The sequence below is a fragment of the Lacticaseibacillus absianus genome (assembly GCF_013407595.1).
Classification (GTDB): Bacteria; Bacillota; Bacilli; order Lactobacillales; family Lactobacillaceae; genus Lacticaseibacillus; species Lacticaseibacillus absianus.
On the sequence record NZ_JABEKX010000005.1, the window covers coordinates 27,519 to 41,564 of the forward strand.

General features: G+C 60.8%; 15 protein-coding genes. 8 read left to right on the plus strand and 7 right to left on the minus strand.

Annotated elements, in window-relative coordinates; translation table 11 throughout:
- Positions 1 to 4 precede the first annotated feature (4 nt).
- Both HII33_RS12510 and HII33_RS12515 read left to right on the plus strand, forming a co-directional pair.
- On the plus strand, positions 5 to 745 hold the full coding sequence (locus tag HII33_RS12510; RefSeq protein ID WP_179396156.1) for a LiaF transmembrane domain-containing protein: 741 nt from the start codon (positions 5 to 7) through the stop codon (positions 743 to 745).
- Positions 746 to 787: 42 nt separating this feature from the next.
- Complete coding sequence (locus HII33_RS12515) at positions 788 to 2,062, plus strand: MFS transporter (RefSeq protein WP_179396157.1); 1,275 nt, start codon at positions 788 to 790, stop codon at positions 2,060 to 2,062.
- A 245-nt stretch (positions 2,063 to 2,307) separates the two neighbouring features.
- On the opposite strand, the gene HII33_RS12520 is transcribed toward HII33_RS12515, so the two are convergent.
- Entirely contained in the window at positions 2,308 to 3,054 is a 747-nt protein-coding gene (locus tag HII33_RS12520) for a gamma-glutamyl-gamma-aminobutyrate hydrolase family protein (RefSeq protein ID WP_179396158.1), read from the minus strand.
- A 152-nt stretch (positions 3,055 to 3,206) separates the two neighbouring features.
- Between HII33_RS12520 and HII33_RS12525 the strand changes: the two genes are divergently transcribed.
- Entirely contained in the window at positions 3,207 to 3,740 is a 534-nt protein-coding gene (locus HII33_RS12525) for an RNA polymerase sigma factor (protein WP_246287468.1), read from the plus strand.
- The gene (locus HII33_RS12530; RefSeq protein ID WP_179396160.1) at positions 3,724 to 4,488 is read left to right on the plus strand and encodes a hypothetical protein; all 765 of its coding nucleotides are present in this window, start codon (positions 3,724 to 3,726) and stop codon (positions 4,486 to 4,488) included. The genes HII33_RS12525 and HII33_RS12530 overlap by 17 nt, the downstream gene beginning before the upstream one ends.
- A gap of 245 nt (positions 4,489 to 4,733) precedes the next feature.
- Here HII33_RS12530 and HII33_RS12535 read toward each other — a convergent pair whose 3' ends face one another.
- From HII33_RS12535 to HII33_RS12555, 5 genes are all read right to left on the minus strand, one after another.
- Positions 4,734 to 4,952 (minus strand): hypothetical protein, encoded by a 219-nt coding sequence (locus tag HII33_RS12535; protein ID WP_179396161.1) that lies wholly within the window; start codon positions 4,950 to 4,952, stop codon positions 4,734 to 4,736.
- A 1-nt stretch (position 4,953) separates the two neighbouring features.
- Positions 4,954 to 5,178 carry a hypothetical protein gene (locus tag HII33_RS12540; RefSeq protein WP_179396162.1) on the minus strand — a complete coding sequence of 75 codons (225 nt, stop codon included), beginning with the start codon at positions 5,176 to 5,178 and terminating at the stop codon, positions 4,954 to 4,956.
- A gap of 101 nt (positions 5,179 to 5,279) precedes the next feature.
- Positions 5,280 to 6,644 carry a PTS sugar transporter subunit IIC gene (locus HII33_RS12545; RefSeq protein WP_179396163.1) on the minus strand — a complete coding sequence of 455 codons (1,365 nt, stop codon included), beginning with the start codon at positions 6,642 to 6,644 and terminating at the stop codon, positions 5,280 to 5,282.
- 369 nt (positions 6,645 to 7,013) lie between these two features.
- Entirely contained in the window at positions 7,014 to 7,772 is a 759-nt protein-coding gene (locus tag HII33_RS12550) for a MurR/RpiR family transcriptional regulator (protein ID WP_179396164.1), read from the minus strand.
- Between the two features lie 136 nt (positions 7,773 to 7,908).
- A complete protein-coding gene (locus tag HII33_RS12555; RefSeq protein WP_179396165.1) occupies positions 7,909 to 9,711 on the minus strand; it encodes an FAD/NAD(P)-binding protein in 1,803 nt (600 codons plus the stop codon).
- Positions 9,712 to 9,874: 163 nt separating this feature from the next.
- Between HII33_RS12555 and HII33_RS12560 the strand changes: the two genes are divergently transcribed.
- Both HII33_RS12560 and HII33_RS12565 read left to right on the plus strand, forming a co-directional pair.
- Positions 9,875 to 11,230, plus strand: a complete 1,356-nt coding sequence (locus tag HII33_RS12560) for an FAD-dependent oxidoreductase (protein ID WP_179396166.1) — start codon at positions 9,875 to 9,877, stop codon at positions 11,228 to 11,230.
- 40 nt (positions 11,231 to 11,270) lie between these two features.
- Positions 11,271 to 11,900, plus strand: coding sequence for an LVIS_2131 family protein (locus HII33_RS12565; RefSeq protein WP_179396167.1), 630 nt, complete (start codon positions 11,271 to 11,273; stop codon positions 11,898 to 11,900).
- Between the two features lie 133 nt (positions 11,901 to 12,033).
- On the opposite strand, the gene HII33_RS12570 is transcribed toward HII33_RS12565, so the two are convergent.
- Complete coding sequence (locus HII33_RS12570) at positions 12,034 to 12,240, minus strand: LBP_cg2779 family protein (protein ID WP_179396168.1); 207 nt, start codon at positions 12,238 to 12,240, stop codon at positions 12,034 to 12,036.
- Positions 12,241 to 12,430: 190 nt separating this feature from the next.
- Here HII33_RS12570 and HII33_RS12575 point away from each other — a divergent pair, with 190 nt between their 5' ends.
- Both HII33_RS12575 and HII33_RS12580 read left to right on the plus strand, forming a co-directional pair.
- Positions 12,431 to 12,724, plus strand: a complete 294-nt coding sequence (locus HII33_RS12575; RefSeq protein ID WP_179396169.1) for a hypothetical protein — start codon at positions 12,431 to 12,433, stop codon at positions 12,722 to 12,724.
- 93 nt (positions 12,725 to 12,817) lie between these two features.
- Positions 12,818 to 13,933: a lactate oxidase gene (locus HII33_RS12580; RefSeq protein ID WP_179396170.1), complete on the plus strand. Its 1,116-nt coding sequence runs from the start codon at positions 12,818 to 12,820 to the stop codon at positions 13,931 to 13,933.
- Positions 13,934 to 14,046 lie beyond the last annotated feature (113 nt).

The following is a 14,046-nucleotide window of genomic DNA, read 5'->3' on the forward strand; positions in this document are numbered from 1 at the left end:
GAGAATGAAGACAAAAACAACGGTGAGTCAGCTCTTCTGGGGCCTGTTTTTCCTCACAGGCGGCGGCGTCTTGCTCGCCAGCAAAATGGGGTGGCTGACGGTGACGATCGGCTTTTGGCCGTGGCTCTTTACCCTGATCCTGGCCGCCGCGACGCTCAAGGCGCTGGCGAACCTCGAGGTGGCGACGGCGGTGTTCGCCCTCGCACTGCTTGCGATGGTGTGGGCTGGGCCGCTGGGCATTCAGCGGCTGGTGCCTTGGACGCTGCTTGGCGGTGCGTTGCTGATCAGCATCGGCCTGTCGATCATCGTCGCGCCGTGGCGCCGGCACCGGCAGCGTCACGTCTATGTGAACGGCCGCAGCTGGCGCGACACGCAGGTGCCACCGGTCGAATCGGCGTCGTACGACGGCAAGGACGCGACGGTGCGGGTGATGGTGCGCATGGCCAACGCTGTGCGGTACGTGCAGACCGACCAGTTCGAGTCCGCTGAGATCAGCGTGACGATGGGCGACGTCAAGCTCTACCTCGACCAGGCCCAGATGGCGGGCGAGCAGGCGCTGGTGACGATCAACGGGACGATGGGCGACGTCACGCTGTACCTGCCGCGCGAGTGGCGGCTGGACTTCAAGGTCAGTCTGTTGCTCGGCGAGTACCGGGAAAAAGGGGCGACGCCAACGGGCACGGGCCCGCTGCTGACGGTCATCGGCCAGTTCAAGATGGGCGACATCACGGTGCACTATGTCTGAGCGCGGTCAGCGACCACGCCGAGCGCGAAAGGAGGGGGCGACATGCATCGGGTGACCCCACAGATGGTTAAGTTATTGCTCAGTCGATTCGCCGGGACCTTCGGCAGCAGCATGCTGGCGTTTGCCATCGGGCTGTACATCCTGCGCCGCACCGGCTCGGCGCTGGGCATGGGCGTCACGATGATCACCGGGCCGCTGGTGTCGCTGGCGCTGACCCCGTTCGTCGGCTACGCGGTCGATAATTGGGCGCACCGGCGGCTGATGGTGTGCGCGCAAGTCGGCACCACCGTTGGCCTGATCGCCTTTGCCCTCGCGTTCGCCCTGTGGCCGGGCGCGTACTACCAGGAGCTGATCGCGCTGATCATCGTGCTACAGATCGCCGACAACTTCTTCGGGACCACCTTGTCGGCGAGCCTCGTGCAGCTGTTCGAAGGCGACGAGCTACAACGGGTCAACGCGCTGAACCAATCTCTGCAGTCACTGGCCGGCTTTTTGGCGCCGGTGGTCGGCGCGCTGGTCTACACCTGGGTCTCGATCGGGCAGTTCGCCCTGATCGAGGTGGGCTTCGAGCTGGTGGCACTGGCCGGGATCCTGGCGCTGCGCTTCGACGTGGGGCCCCAAGCGACCCCTGTGGCCCCTGCAGCCGCTGCGGCGCCTAAGCCGACGGTGTGGCAGAATTTTGTCGAAGGGTTCCGCTACCTGGTGGGGGCGCGGTTGATCCTGCTCGTGTTCCTGACGTCTGCAGGGATCAATTTCTTTGCCGCCGCGCTCAATGTCGGATTGCCGTACATGATGATCCAGACGTTGCACCTGAGCAACAATCAGTACGGGTGGACCGAAGCGGCCTTTGCGATCGGGATGTTCCTCGGGGGACTCCTGCTCAGCCAGCTGACGCTGCGACGGCACCCGATCCTGGTCTCATTCACTTGGCTCATGGTGATCGGGGTGTTCACGTTCTTCTACGCCCTGCCGACGCTGACAGGCTGGTCCAGTGGGCTCAACACGACCGTCTACATCGTGCTCAACGTCCTTCAAGGCGGGAGCCTGGTGTTCATCAACGCCCCGGTCGGCACGTTCATGCAGCAGCAGATCCCGCCGGCGGTGCAAGGGCGCGTCTTCTCCCTGTCCGGCACGGTCGCGACTCTGTTGATGCCACTGGGCACACTGCTGTACGGGGTCCTGTTCGACCGCGTCGCCGCGCTACCGATCCTTGGGGTGACTGCCTTGACCATGATCACCCTGACCACTTGCAGTATGGTCTACATGCACCGGCATCACCTGCTGACACCGGCGCCTGCGAAGTCTTCGGCGGCGTGAGGCAGATCACATCAAAAGCGCTGTGCCATAACCTCTGGTGGCACGACTATTCCATAACGTGACGTGCCATAACGCAACGCCCTTTCTAACGCATGTCTGCCTGTAACTCACTCCGTTCGAACGGGCAGCGCAAGCCGTATAAGAGCGATCCCCTGTAAAACCTAAGTTCGGGTTTTTCAGGGGATCGCTCTTATACTCTGGGCTAAAACCGCGTTATGGCACAGCCCCTTCGTTATGGTCATGGGTCAGATCCGGCGACCCTGCGCCCGCCGCACGAGGTCGGCGAACAGGCGCAGTTGCAGGTGGTCGTTCAGGTAGAGGTTCTCGGGGTGCCACTGCACACCGAGGCATTGATCGCCGTGGGTGCTCTCGATCGCCTCGACCACGCCGTCGGGGGCGGTCGCACTGACCTGCAGGCCGGCACCGAGCCGCTGAACGGCCTGGTGGTGGCGGGAGTTGACGGTCGCGCGCTTGCCGATCAGCGCGTGCAGGTGGCTGCCGTCGCGCACCCGCACGGGGTGGGTCGGGTACTGGCCGTTGGGCCCGATCCCGTGCCGGATGGTCGCGGTGGGAAAATCGGTCTCGAGGTCTTGGTAGAGGTTGCCCCCCAGCGCGACGTTCAGGATCTGCATCCCGCGGCAGATCGCGAAGATCGGTTTCCCCTGCTTGACCGTGGCGCGGATCAGCGCGAGCTCGAACACGTCCTCAGGGTAGACGACCTCACCCATCTGTGGGGTGGGGTCTTCCCCGTAAAACTGCGGATCGATGTCCGGGCCACCGGGCAGCATCAGCCCATCGAACAGGTGGATGTACTGGTCGACCAGTGTGTTGACCAGGCCGTACTGTTCCGGAAACGGTAGGACGATCGGCGTCCCACCGGTTTGGATGATCGCGTTTTTGATCATGTTCGGAATGATATCCGCATTGTTATAGTTGATCACCGGCGACGGTTCGGACATTGTGTCGGCGACGATCGCGATAGTTGGGCGCATCACACCACCACCTTTCTCCTCTATCGTATCGAATCCGAGGGGGTGACCGCCATTTTGCCGCTTTTTGGAGATGAGCCCCACTTTTTTGGGGTGCACCTGTCAGAATTCAACGCTCGGGTGCGTATGATAGGTGTAGGGGAAAGCGGGTGAAGATGATGACCGACCAAGAACTAGTCGCACAGCTACGGGCCCAGACGGACACCGCACTGGTGGCCTTGATCAACGCGTATGGGGTCCTCATTCGGCAGGTCGCACTGCGCTATCTGAGTGATGAATATGGCCGAGGATACTTGAGTGACGTCGAGAATCGCGTTTACTACAAGGTGTGGACGCGTATCGCGACCTATGATCCAACGAAGGGGACGCTCGCGGCGTGGCTCGCGGCGGTCGCCAAACATCAAGCGCTTGACTATCAGCGCGGGTTAGCGGCTGACTTGCGGGTGCTCGATATCGACACGGTGGACGTGGTCGCGCCGTCGGTAGGCGAACCGCTGGAGTGGGCAGTCCTCTTCGCACCGCTGACGTCGATCGAGCGGCAAGTCTTCGAGCTGTTCTTCGTGCAGGGGTTAGATGCAAGCGGCGTGGCCCAGCGCCTCCATATGCGGCGTAGCGCAGTCTACCAGCATCTGTCTCGAGGCCGCAAAAAACTGCGGCAAGGAGGTGGTATCAATGGCGATCCTCAGTAATCCGTTCATCCACGTCGTTGAGGCAATGAACGGGACACCGACGCGCCCTGTCGGGTTGACAACGGCGTTGACCCAACGCTACAAGGCGCGTGAAGCGGCGCTGTATATCACAATGCACCAGGTGATGGCACAGGTCGGCACGTTGCTAACACCTGGCGAGCGAGTCGTCAACCTGATGCCGATGACTAACGAGGCGAACTCTGGCGTCGCAACGGACGGTCTGATGGGGATGTACGCACCCAAGAATGCAGCGGCTAAGCAGTACGCGGCGGCGCAGGACAGCCTGCGTGGCAATCGGCTGTGGGTCTTCACGACGCAACGCCTCCTGTTCTTTACCGTGATTGAGTTTCTGGATGATCCGGGGGCATACCAGGCATACCCGTACGCGCGTATTCGGCGAATGAAGCTGGCCGAGCGGCACATCAGTATTCCGGGCAACGCGCACTTCTGGCAGCGGACGCGGGTCAGCTGGTACGCGGTGGACTTCCAGACTGAGGACGGCAACATCTTCACGGAGACATTGACGCCAGCGAATGCGGCCTTACTCAAGCGAAATCTGTTACAACTTCCAGCGATGGCAGACATTGAGCTGACCGATGGCGTGACGCGCAATAACCGGTGGGACGCTGTGATGAGTAATTCGGCGTTGCATGGTAAGCTCTTGATGGGCTTCTTTTGGGTCGTCGCCATCCCGTTTCTTCTATGGCTGACCTGGATGGCGATCATGGCGGGGATGGGGCGTGCTTGATGCCCGACCGTTGCCAAGGGGCCGTGACATAATTAACGGCCTAAAAATGAATCACCACTATTCCAGAATAGTACGACCAAAAAGCAACGCCCTTTCTACGTATGTCTGCCCGTCACTCACGACGTTCGAACGAGCAGAGCAAGCCGTATAAGACAGGCTCCCCACAAAACCTAAGTTCGGGTTTTGCAGGGAGCCTGTCTGATACTCTGGGCTAAAACCGCTCTATGGCTCAGCCTCTTTGTGGGTCACGACTGGTCGCTGTCGTCAGTCGTGTCGTGGTGCTTGTGCTTGCGGCGAGTCATCATCCAGAAGCCGCCGAGGACGAAGGCGACGCCGATCGTCAGCATGCCTGGACGGATGTTCGTCGTTCCTGGGCCGGCCGGTGAAAGCATGATGATGTAGAAGCCGATCGCCAAGAACAGTAATCCGGCGGTCGACGACCAGGACCCGGACTGCTTTTTCATATCAGCCCTCTACGCCGACTTGGAAGTAGAGAACAGACGCCCAGCGTTGCGCCTTGATCGTGGCTTTGGCCAACTTAGCGGCGGCTTCAAGGTCGTCCATGTTGGTCTCGAACAGCAGCTTCATGCCGTTTTTGGAGACGAACTTGAAGGTGACGCCGTTTTCGTTGTAAGCCTCGAGGGTCTCGATCATCTTGTCAGCAGAGATGGGTGCGTTGATAAAAATCATGGTATTGGCTCCTTTTGTGTCTCAATATTTGGTTTCACCGATAATAATAAGCCACCGGCCCGCGTAAACGCAACCAATGGCTTATCATCAGGCGTTCAGGATCAGCCTTCCAGCTCCTCTTCCTGCATCCGGCTGGACGCCATAACGAATGGCAGCCAGATGAAGAAGGCGATGACCATGTTGACCAAGGCCAACAGTGCGGCGCGGAAGTCGAAGTTCGTGGCCATGAACGCGTTGAGGATCGGTGGTGTGATCCATGGGACCGCGATCTGGACTGGGTTGACCCAGCCAGCCATCGTCACGAAGTACGCGATCAGCGTGTTCAGGACAGGCGCAACGATGAACGGGATGAAGTAGATGGCGTTCAGCACGATCGGCAGCCCGAACATCACAGGTTCGTTGATGTTGAACAGCCCAGGGGCAAAGGCCAGCTTCGCGACCGTCTTTTCATCGGCACGCTTGGAGAAGATCAGGATCGCCAGCAGTAAGACGATCGTCCCACCGGAACCGCCGAACCAAACGTAAGCATCGAAGGAACCGCGGACCCACTTGAACGGAAGCGGATCGCCGGCTTGCAATGCCGCGATGTTTTGGATCTGGGACGTGCCCCAGATGGATTCCAGAACGGGACCGAGCACGTTCGGGCCGTGGATCCCGAAGAACCAGAAGACCTGAACGAGCAGGGAAACCAGGATCACCATCCAGCCGGACTGCCCAGCGTGCAGCAGTGGGGCTTGGATCGTGGCGGACAGCCAGTCGCCGAAGACCTTACCAGTCACGCTGGTGAAGATCCAGTTGACGATCGAGACGGTGTACAGGGCCGCGATCCCTGGGATCAGGGACGTGAAGGCCTTGGACACAGCCGGTGGAACGGTGTCTGGCATCTTGATGCAGATGTCTTTCTTCATCAGGAAAATGTAAACAACGAGGGCCAGTGCACCGAAAATCATGGCAGTAAACAGACTGGCGGAACCTAAGTTACCCGTTGAGAAGGCGCCGTTGACGGTGACGGACTTGTCACCGACCACAGCCCCGGCATCGGTCAGGACCTTAGCGGCGCTGCTGGACAGGTTCTTGCCCAACGCGACGCTGGTGGTGCCGTTGATGCCCATGAAGAATGCGGCCAGTGAGACCAGCGTCCCGGCAACGCCATCGACTTCATACTGCGTGGACAGGTTGTAGCCCCACATGGCAGCGAAGAAGATCGCGAAGATCGTCAGAGATGCTGTCCCCACCGTGTTGTCGATCGCGATGATCGGCTGGACCGCGTTGACGAAGCCGGTCCAGCCCCACTGTGTTGGATACGTTTGCAAAAGCGCATTCAACAAGGTGGCTAAAGAGCCGGCCATGGTGATCGGTAACGTGGCGATGAACGCGTCACGCAGTGCGACCAACCACCGAATTGAGCCGATTTTCGCCGCGACAGGCACGACGTACTTTTCAAGCCAATTCATAATTGCTTGCATATAGTTGACCTCCCATAGTATATGAGTTGACCCAGCTGCGTGAATGCCGCGCGTCGCCGCCGTCCAGAAAATGTTCCGGATTGGTGGGGACCCATTAGCAGATCGCGCATGACTATGATCGAATAAAGTTGCCTGGACACGCCTAACGCCATGCCTGACGCTGAAGCGCGCTTGAGGTGTCCCCCCGGGCACATCAAGCTGACAACGGTGATTCTGGCCAGAATCGTGTGGTGTCAGTGACCACATTTTTAGTGTAACCGGTTGCAGTCCAAAAGTATAGAATTTAAGTATACAAAAAAACAAAAATGCAAAACAAAAACATGTCATCTACCCGTGACATGTTCCGCTGTTTTCTTATTAATTTTCTTATCATTCAGTAAGTTGATTATGAAGTGGCTGCTCGGCCAGCCGGTGCGCGATCAGCTCGATCAGGTAGACGATCGGGACCTGGGTGGTCAGATTTAGGTCGCCGTGCTTGATCTCTGGCATGTAGTAGGCGATCACGAGGTCGCTCATGTGCGCGAGCGTCGAATCACTGCGGTTGGTGACCGCGATCACGTAGACGCCGTTTTGCTGCGCGCGGCTGGCCATCTCGATCACCTGGTGGCTCTCGCCGGAGACGGACAAGACGATCATCACCGTGTCCTTGAGGATCGGGTTGTGGGTCGGGAAGGGGTAGTACGGGTCGGTGATCGACAGGCTGAACTTGCCCGCGTTGGACCAGTAGCGGGCACCGTATTGGGCGAGCGACTGGCCGGTGCCGATGCCGCACAGCAGGACCATCGGGGCTGGGGCGATGTGGCCCAGCGCCTGGTCGATCAGCTTGGCGAAGTCGACGGTGTTGACGTTCTCGAAGAATTCCGCGATCGGGACCGTGATGTCGTAGCCGGCCTCTTCCTTGGCCTGCACGAGGCTCGCGCGGTGTTGCTTGATCGCGTAGCGCAGCTCGGAGTAGCCTTCGAAGCCCATCTTGTTGGCGAAGCGCAGGATGGTGGTGGTGCTGACGTGGGCTTTTTCTGCCAGTTCGCGGATGGTCATTTTCTCCACGATGGCTTGGTGCTGGTTGATATAGGTATAAACTGCGGACTCAAGCCCGTTCAGCGTCCGTAACTTGTCATACGGGAACATGGCAGCTGGCCTCCTACGGCAAAATATTGATGCCTTCATCATAACATAATTTGTCACGTCAAAAAAACGCTTTCGGCCAGCCGGTAACAGCCGGCGCCAAAGCGTTCAGTGACCGCGGTGCCGGTGCCCGGTCAGGTCAAGCCAGGCACTGGCGCGCGATGCGGTTGGCGAAGCGGAGGTTCACGTCATTGACGAACGGGCGCGGACTGGCAGTCGTCAGCCAGTTCACGCCTTCCGTCGGCACGCCCCAGAAGAACAGCTTGCCCTGCGGCTGGTGCGCAGCGTTGAGCAGCTGCTGGGTCTGGCGGTCGACTAGGACCGCACCGGTCTGGAAGCGGCGGTCGCCGGGCAACTGCAGTTCCGCCAGCGTTGCCAGGTCGGCGTGCAGCAGCTGGGCCAGTAGCGGGTTCTGGGCGGTGGGGGCGTTGGCCGCTGGGACGCGCGCCTCGATCAGCGCGGTCCCGCGGTAGACCGGTGCGCCCGGCGCTGTCGCCAGGAAGTAGCCGTGTGCCGCGGTGACGTCGATGCCCGGGGGCAGGATGGTGATCACCCCCGCCTCGATCAGTGCCAGCAGCTGTTCGAGGCGAAACACCGGTGGCCCGATCGACAGGAAGTCATTGGTGCCGTTGAACCAGCGAAAGAAGAAGTCGAGGAGCTCCTCGTCGGACAGCAGCCCCTGCTCGATCACGGCGCGGACGCGGTCGCGTAGGTCGCGCAAGACTTCCAGTGCGCTGGTCAGCGGCCCGGTGGTCGTGCCAGCCTGGGCGGCGGCGATATCGGCGCGCAAGTAAGCCTTGATCGCGGCGGTCGGTGTCCCGGCCGGTGGGGTCAAGAGGCTGGCCCAGTCGAGACGAAGGGCCGCCGGTAGCGTCAGTTCAGCTACTGCCTGCTCCGGGTCGCGCAGGTGGGCGGCCTGGAACTGCGCCAACGCATCGGCGTCGACGCGTTCGGCCAAGACCTTACTGTAATACGTGTGCTCGACTTCGTGTTGCAGCGCCTGCCAGAAGGTCAACCCGGCCAGTGGCCCCGCTGTTGCCCAGCGGGTGAGCTGTGGCGGGGTGAGGAAGTGTGCGGGGGTCAGCTCGCCGGGGGCTTTTTGGTTGCGGCCCTTGGCATGGTAAGGCAGCCCACGCCGCGAACCGGCCACCAGCCGGGGCTCGCGGCCGCTCGGATGGTAGGTCAAGCCGGTGGCGGTGCGGGTGAAGTGGCCGCCGCGGCCTTCGGTGAAGCGGCTCATGAAGTCGAAGAAGCTCAGGCCCAGTCCGCGCAGGATCACAACGTCGTCTGCCGTGAGCGTCTCCAGGTCCCCTTCAGCGGGAAAACTCGGCGGCCAGTACAGCGCCGCATGGGTATCGGCGAAGCGCAACAGATCGTTTTGCTCCCGGGTCGGGGTGTTGGGGCTGGTTCCCAGCGCCATGACCACGGCGTCGTAGTGTGCGGGGCGCTCGGCCGTCACGGTGAATCCCGTCGCCTGTGGGGTGACGGCGCTGACCAGTGTGCGGCGGTGGGTGATCGTCACGTTCGCGGCGGCGCGCCGCTGCAATTCGGTGAAGGTCCAGCGTTGGTATTCCCCGAACAAGGCGCGTGGGGGAAAGTCGTTGGGTCCAAGCGCCGCGGCGGCCGCTTGCAGGGCAGCCGGGGCATCGGTCTCGCGTAAGTACTCGGCGGCTGGTCCCTGCGCCCATTGTGCCATGTCGGGTCCGGGCCACAGTGGCCCCGGGTCGGCGACGGTCTGATCGTAAAACAGGGTCAGGTGCTGGGCGATGGTGTTCGTGACGAGCTGGGCCGGCTGATCGCGGCGCCAGACGCGCCCGCCGATCGGATAAGGGTCGAATAAGGTGATGGTCAATGGGGTCAACGGTTGCTCGCGGTGCCAGGCGATCAGCCGCTCCAAGACGAGCAGGCCGCGGGGACCGGCACCGATCAGGGCGATTCGCATAAGGGTTCCCTCCTTGTCAGGCCACGATGGTGGGCCACTTTGATTATACCTTGCTTCGCGCGAGTTCCGAAGTGAGATGGCTTTTGCTTTGGTTTTATTCGTGCGATAATAGTAAGCAGAGACTTGTTAACGTACTTAAAGAAGAAGCGAAAGGGTGGCGACCATGAAAATCGCAGTTGTGGGATGCACACACGCCGGGACAGCGGCGGTCCGCCAGATCCTTACCGAGCAGCCGGAGACGCAGGTCGAGGTCTATGAGCGCCGCGCGGACATCTCGTTTTTGTCCTGCGGCATCGCCTTATACCTGGAGGGCCTGGTCGAACGGCTAGAATCCATGTTCTACGCGGACGCCGAGGAACTTGAGCGGCTGGGGCCGAATGTGCACGTGCACCTGCGCCATGATGTGCTGTCGATCGACGCTGCCGCGCACCTGATCAGTGTGCAGGACATGGCCGACGGGCACACATACACCGAAGCTTACGACAAGCTGATCATGGCGACGGGCAGCTACCCGGTCGTCCCGCCGATCCAAGGGGTCAGCCAGCCGCGGGTGCTGATGTGCAAAAACGCGGATGACGCGACGGCCATCAAGCTGGCTGCCGCCGACGCCAAGACGATCGCGATCGTCGGCGGGGGATACATCGGCGTTGAACTGACCGAGGCCTTCAGCCACACCGGCAAGTCGGTGCTCCTGATCAACGGGGTGCACGGCTTGCTCAGTCATTACGTCGATAGCGAGATCAGCGACCAGGTCGCCGCGGAGCTGGCGCAACACGGGGTGGTGACGCGGCTCAACGAGACGGCGCTGAAGTTCGAAAGCGACGCCGAGCGTGTCTACATCCGCACCGATGTGGCCGAACGCACCGCCGACATCGCCGTGGTCTGCGTCGGATTTCAGCCGATGACGGAGCTACTCGACGATCAGGTGATGATGAACACCGACCACTCGATCCACGTGAACGACTACATGCAGACCAGCGACCCGGATATTTACGCCGCAGGGGATGCGGTCGCCGTGCATTTTAACCCGACCGGTACCGATGCGTACACGCCGCTGGCGACCAATGCAGTGCGTCAGGGCAAGCTGGCGGGGATCAACGTGCTGGGCAACCGCGTGCGCTACATGGGCACGCAGGCGACCAGTGCCTTGCGCTTGTACGACAAGACGTTGGCGTGCACCGGCATCACGGCGGCACGGGCGCGCAAGTATGGGCTGAACGTCGACGCGGTGACCGTGGTCGAGAACTACCGCCCAGAGTTCATGCCGACGACCGCACCGATCACCATGCGCCTGGTGTACGACCGGGACACTCGGCAGATCCTCGGGGCGCAGCTGTTCAGTGCTTACGACATCACCCAGTCTGCCAACTTGCTGTCGGTGATGATCCAGAACCGCAACACGATCGACGAACTGGCGTATGTCGACATGCTGTTCAATCCGCACTACGATAAGCCGTGGCATTACTTGAACCTACTCGGCCAGGCGGCGGTCACGCAGTGCGACGCCAAGCGCAACTAGCCCTGGCCCGACCCATGAATCGAACTGGAGGACAACTGTTATGTGGAACCTGATCGGCATCATCGCCTGGGCGGGCCTGCTCGCCTACCTGATCTTCGTGATCGTCAACATCCGTAGCCGGCACTTACGAATGCTGGTGCGCCACCAGCAGGCCCGCGCGTGGCGGACGGTCTTGATCGACGTTCTGGAGCTGCTCGTGCTGGTCGCTGCCGCGTACGGGATGGTCTGGGTCACCTGGCTGCGGCCCGTCGACTACACGGACCGCGCGGCGGTCTCGGTCGCGTATCGCTATGACAAGCTGATCATTCAACCAGACGCGAGCCAGTCGTATTACGTGACGGTCGAGTCTGGTAACGGCAAGACGCCGACGCGCTATTACACGTATTGGACCGCCGGCGCGAAGAATCAGGTGACCAGTCGCAACGCGGACCTGTCGACCAGCACCGGCCCACTGTCCATCAAGGCTAGCGGTTACCCTTGGGACGTCCAAAAACTGGCTGACCTCGACCGCACCGCCGAGCGCGCGTGGGTCGCGGTGTTCACCAGCACCTACAAGCCGACGTGGCTGAACGGGCTGGGGATGCACGTCGGCCATAGCGCAGGGCGCTTCGACTTGATCCGCGTGCCGAACGAGACCGTGGTCAAGGTCCTGCCGCTGGATCGCAACTGAGCGCTTCGGCCGGCGCCGACACCAAAAAGAGCTGAGCGCATGCGCTCAGCTCTTTTTGGTGTCGGCTTATTGGGACTGTGCCATAACGCAACGCTCTGGACTAGTCGTGCCACCAGCGTGCTGGCACAACCCCTTATTTACCGGTGGGTTTGTGCTCCATGTAGTCGCAGAGACTCGCGATGATGGTTGGATCCGGAGCCTCGCGCATCGCCTTGATGTTGTGGATGTGTTCGACGGACACGTGACTGTTGAGCGCCATTTCGGTATCGGTCAGATTGTTCTTACGCTGGAACGCGATGATCTCACGCGAGAATTCGCTCACTTGCTCTTTTTCACTCACTGTAATGAACCTCCTCGATTTGCTTCCCCCTTAGTATACCGAACTTTGGCCCAAAAGCGCAGGGAAACTCTCGGCGGGCACGTGGAAGGGGACCGAAAAAAACGCGTCACTAAACTTGCGTAAGCAAACGTTTGTTTGTATAATAACAGTAGGAAGGTGTCGCATCACGACCAGAAAGGGTGTGTGGACGATGGACTTTGCCTATCTGAACGAATTGGCCCAGCAGCAGGCCACCCCGCTGCGCGTTCGGCGCTTCGAGAACAAGAACGTGATCATTCGGCGCAACTTGGCGAACGATGCCGGGTTGGTGACTGCCGTCTGGGACGCTTGGTTGCGGCGTGAACTGCGCGACTTTGGCGGCTTCGAGCCCGTCATTGAGATCGATAACCTCGGTTCGCGTAAGGACATCCGCTTCTTCTCCGAGCGCCAGCTTGCCGAAGCGGTGCATTACATTCTGGGCGTCGACAAGGTCGTCGCCGTTTAACTGACCAAAAGTGAGTGGTTTTGCTTTACTTCTTTTTCGTAAGTGCTATGCTTATCCCATAACAGCGAACAAGCAGATATGGGAGGTTCTATCATGACAACAGTGAATGGGTACGAACAGAGCGATAACGAGCAGCGGTTGGCGATCCTCAACCTGCCGAGCTTAGAGGCCAAGGCTAAGGCGATCATCCCGACCGGCGGCTTCGGCTACATTGTCGGTGGGGCCGAGGATGATTGGACGCTACGTCAGAACACGAAGGCGTTCACGCACGCCCAGATCGTGCCCAAGGCGCTGTCGGACATCGAGGCACCGAGCACCGCGACGACGGTCTTCGGCTTAGACCTCAAGACGCCGATCATGATGGCACCGGTGGCTGCGCAGGGCCTAGCCCACGCCAAGGGTGAGACGGATACCGCTAAGGGTGTGGCCGCCGTCGGGGCGCTGATGAGCCAGAGCACGTACAGCTCCACGTCGATCGCCGACACAGCGGCGGCCGGCGCCGGGGCACCGCAATTCTTCCAGTTGTATATGAGCAAGGACTGGGCCTTCAATTACAGTCTGCTGGATGAAGCCAAGAAGGCGGGGGTCAAAGCGATCCTCCTGACCGTTGACGCGACGGTCGACGGCTACCGTGAGCAGGACATCATCAACGACTTCCAGTTCCCGATCCCAATGGCGAACCTGCAGAAGTTCTCCGAAGGCGACGGCGCAGGCAAGGGGATCGGTGAGATCTACGCAGCAGCGGCCCAGAAGATCGGCCCGGATGACGTGCGGCGGATCGCCGAATACACGGACCTACCGGTGATCGTCAAAGGCATCCAATCACCAGAAGACGCCATGCGCGCGATCGGTGCCGGGGCGGCTGGCCTCTATGTCTCGAACCACGGTGGGCGTCAGCTCAACGGTGGCCCGGCGTCCTTCGACGTCCTGCCGGCGATCGCCAAGGCGGTCAACCACCGGGTCCCGATCATCTTCGACTCCGGGATCCGGCGCGGGAGCCATGTTTTCAAGGCGCTAGCCAGCGGGGCTGACCTCGTGGCGATCGGCCGGCCAGTGCTTTACGGCTTGGCGCTTGGCGGTGCAGAAGGGGTCCAGAGTGTGTTCGAGGCCCTGAATCACGAGCTTGAGATCACGATGCAGCTGGCGGGCACCAAGACGATCGAAGACGTCAAGCACGCGCCGCTGACGCACTTCCAGTACGCAGACTGACGCATGATGCGTGAAGCCCCGGTCACCGTTTCGCGGTGACCGGGGCTTCGTCGTGGGGCTGAGTTGGTTGTCTGCGTGGGCTTGAAAGCTTTTACAACGCCGGTGGAGCGGGT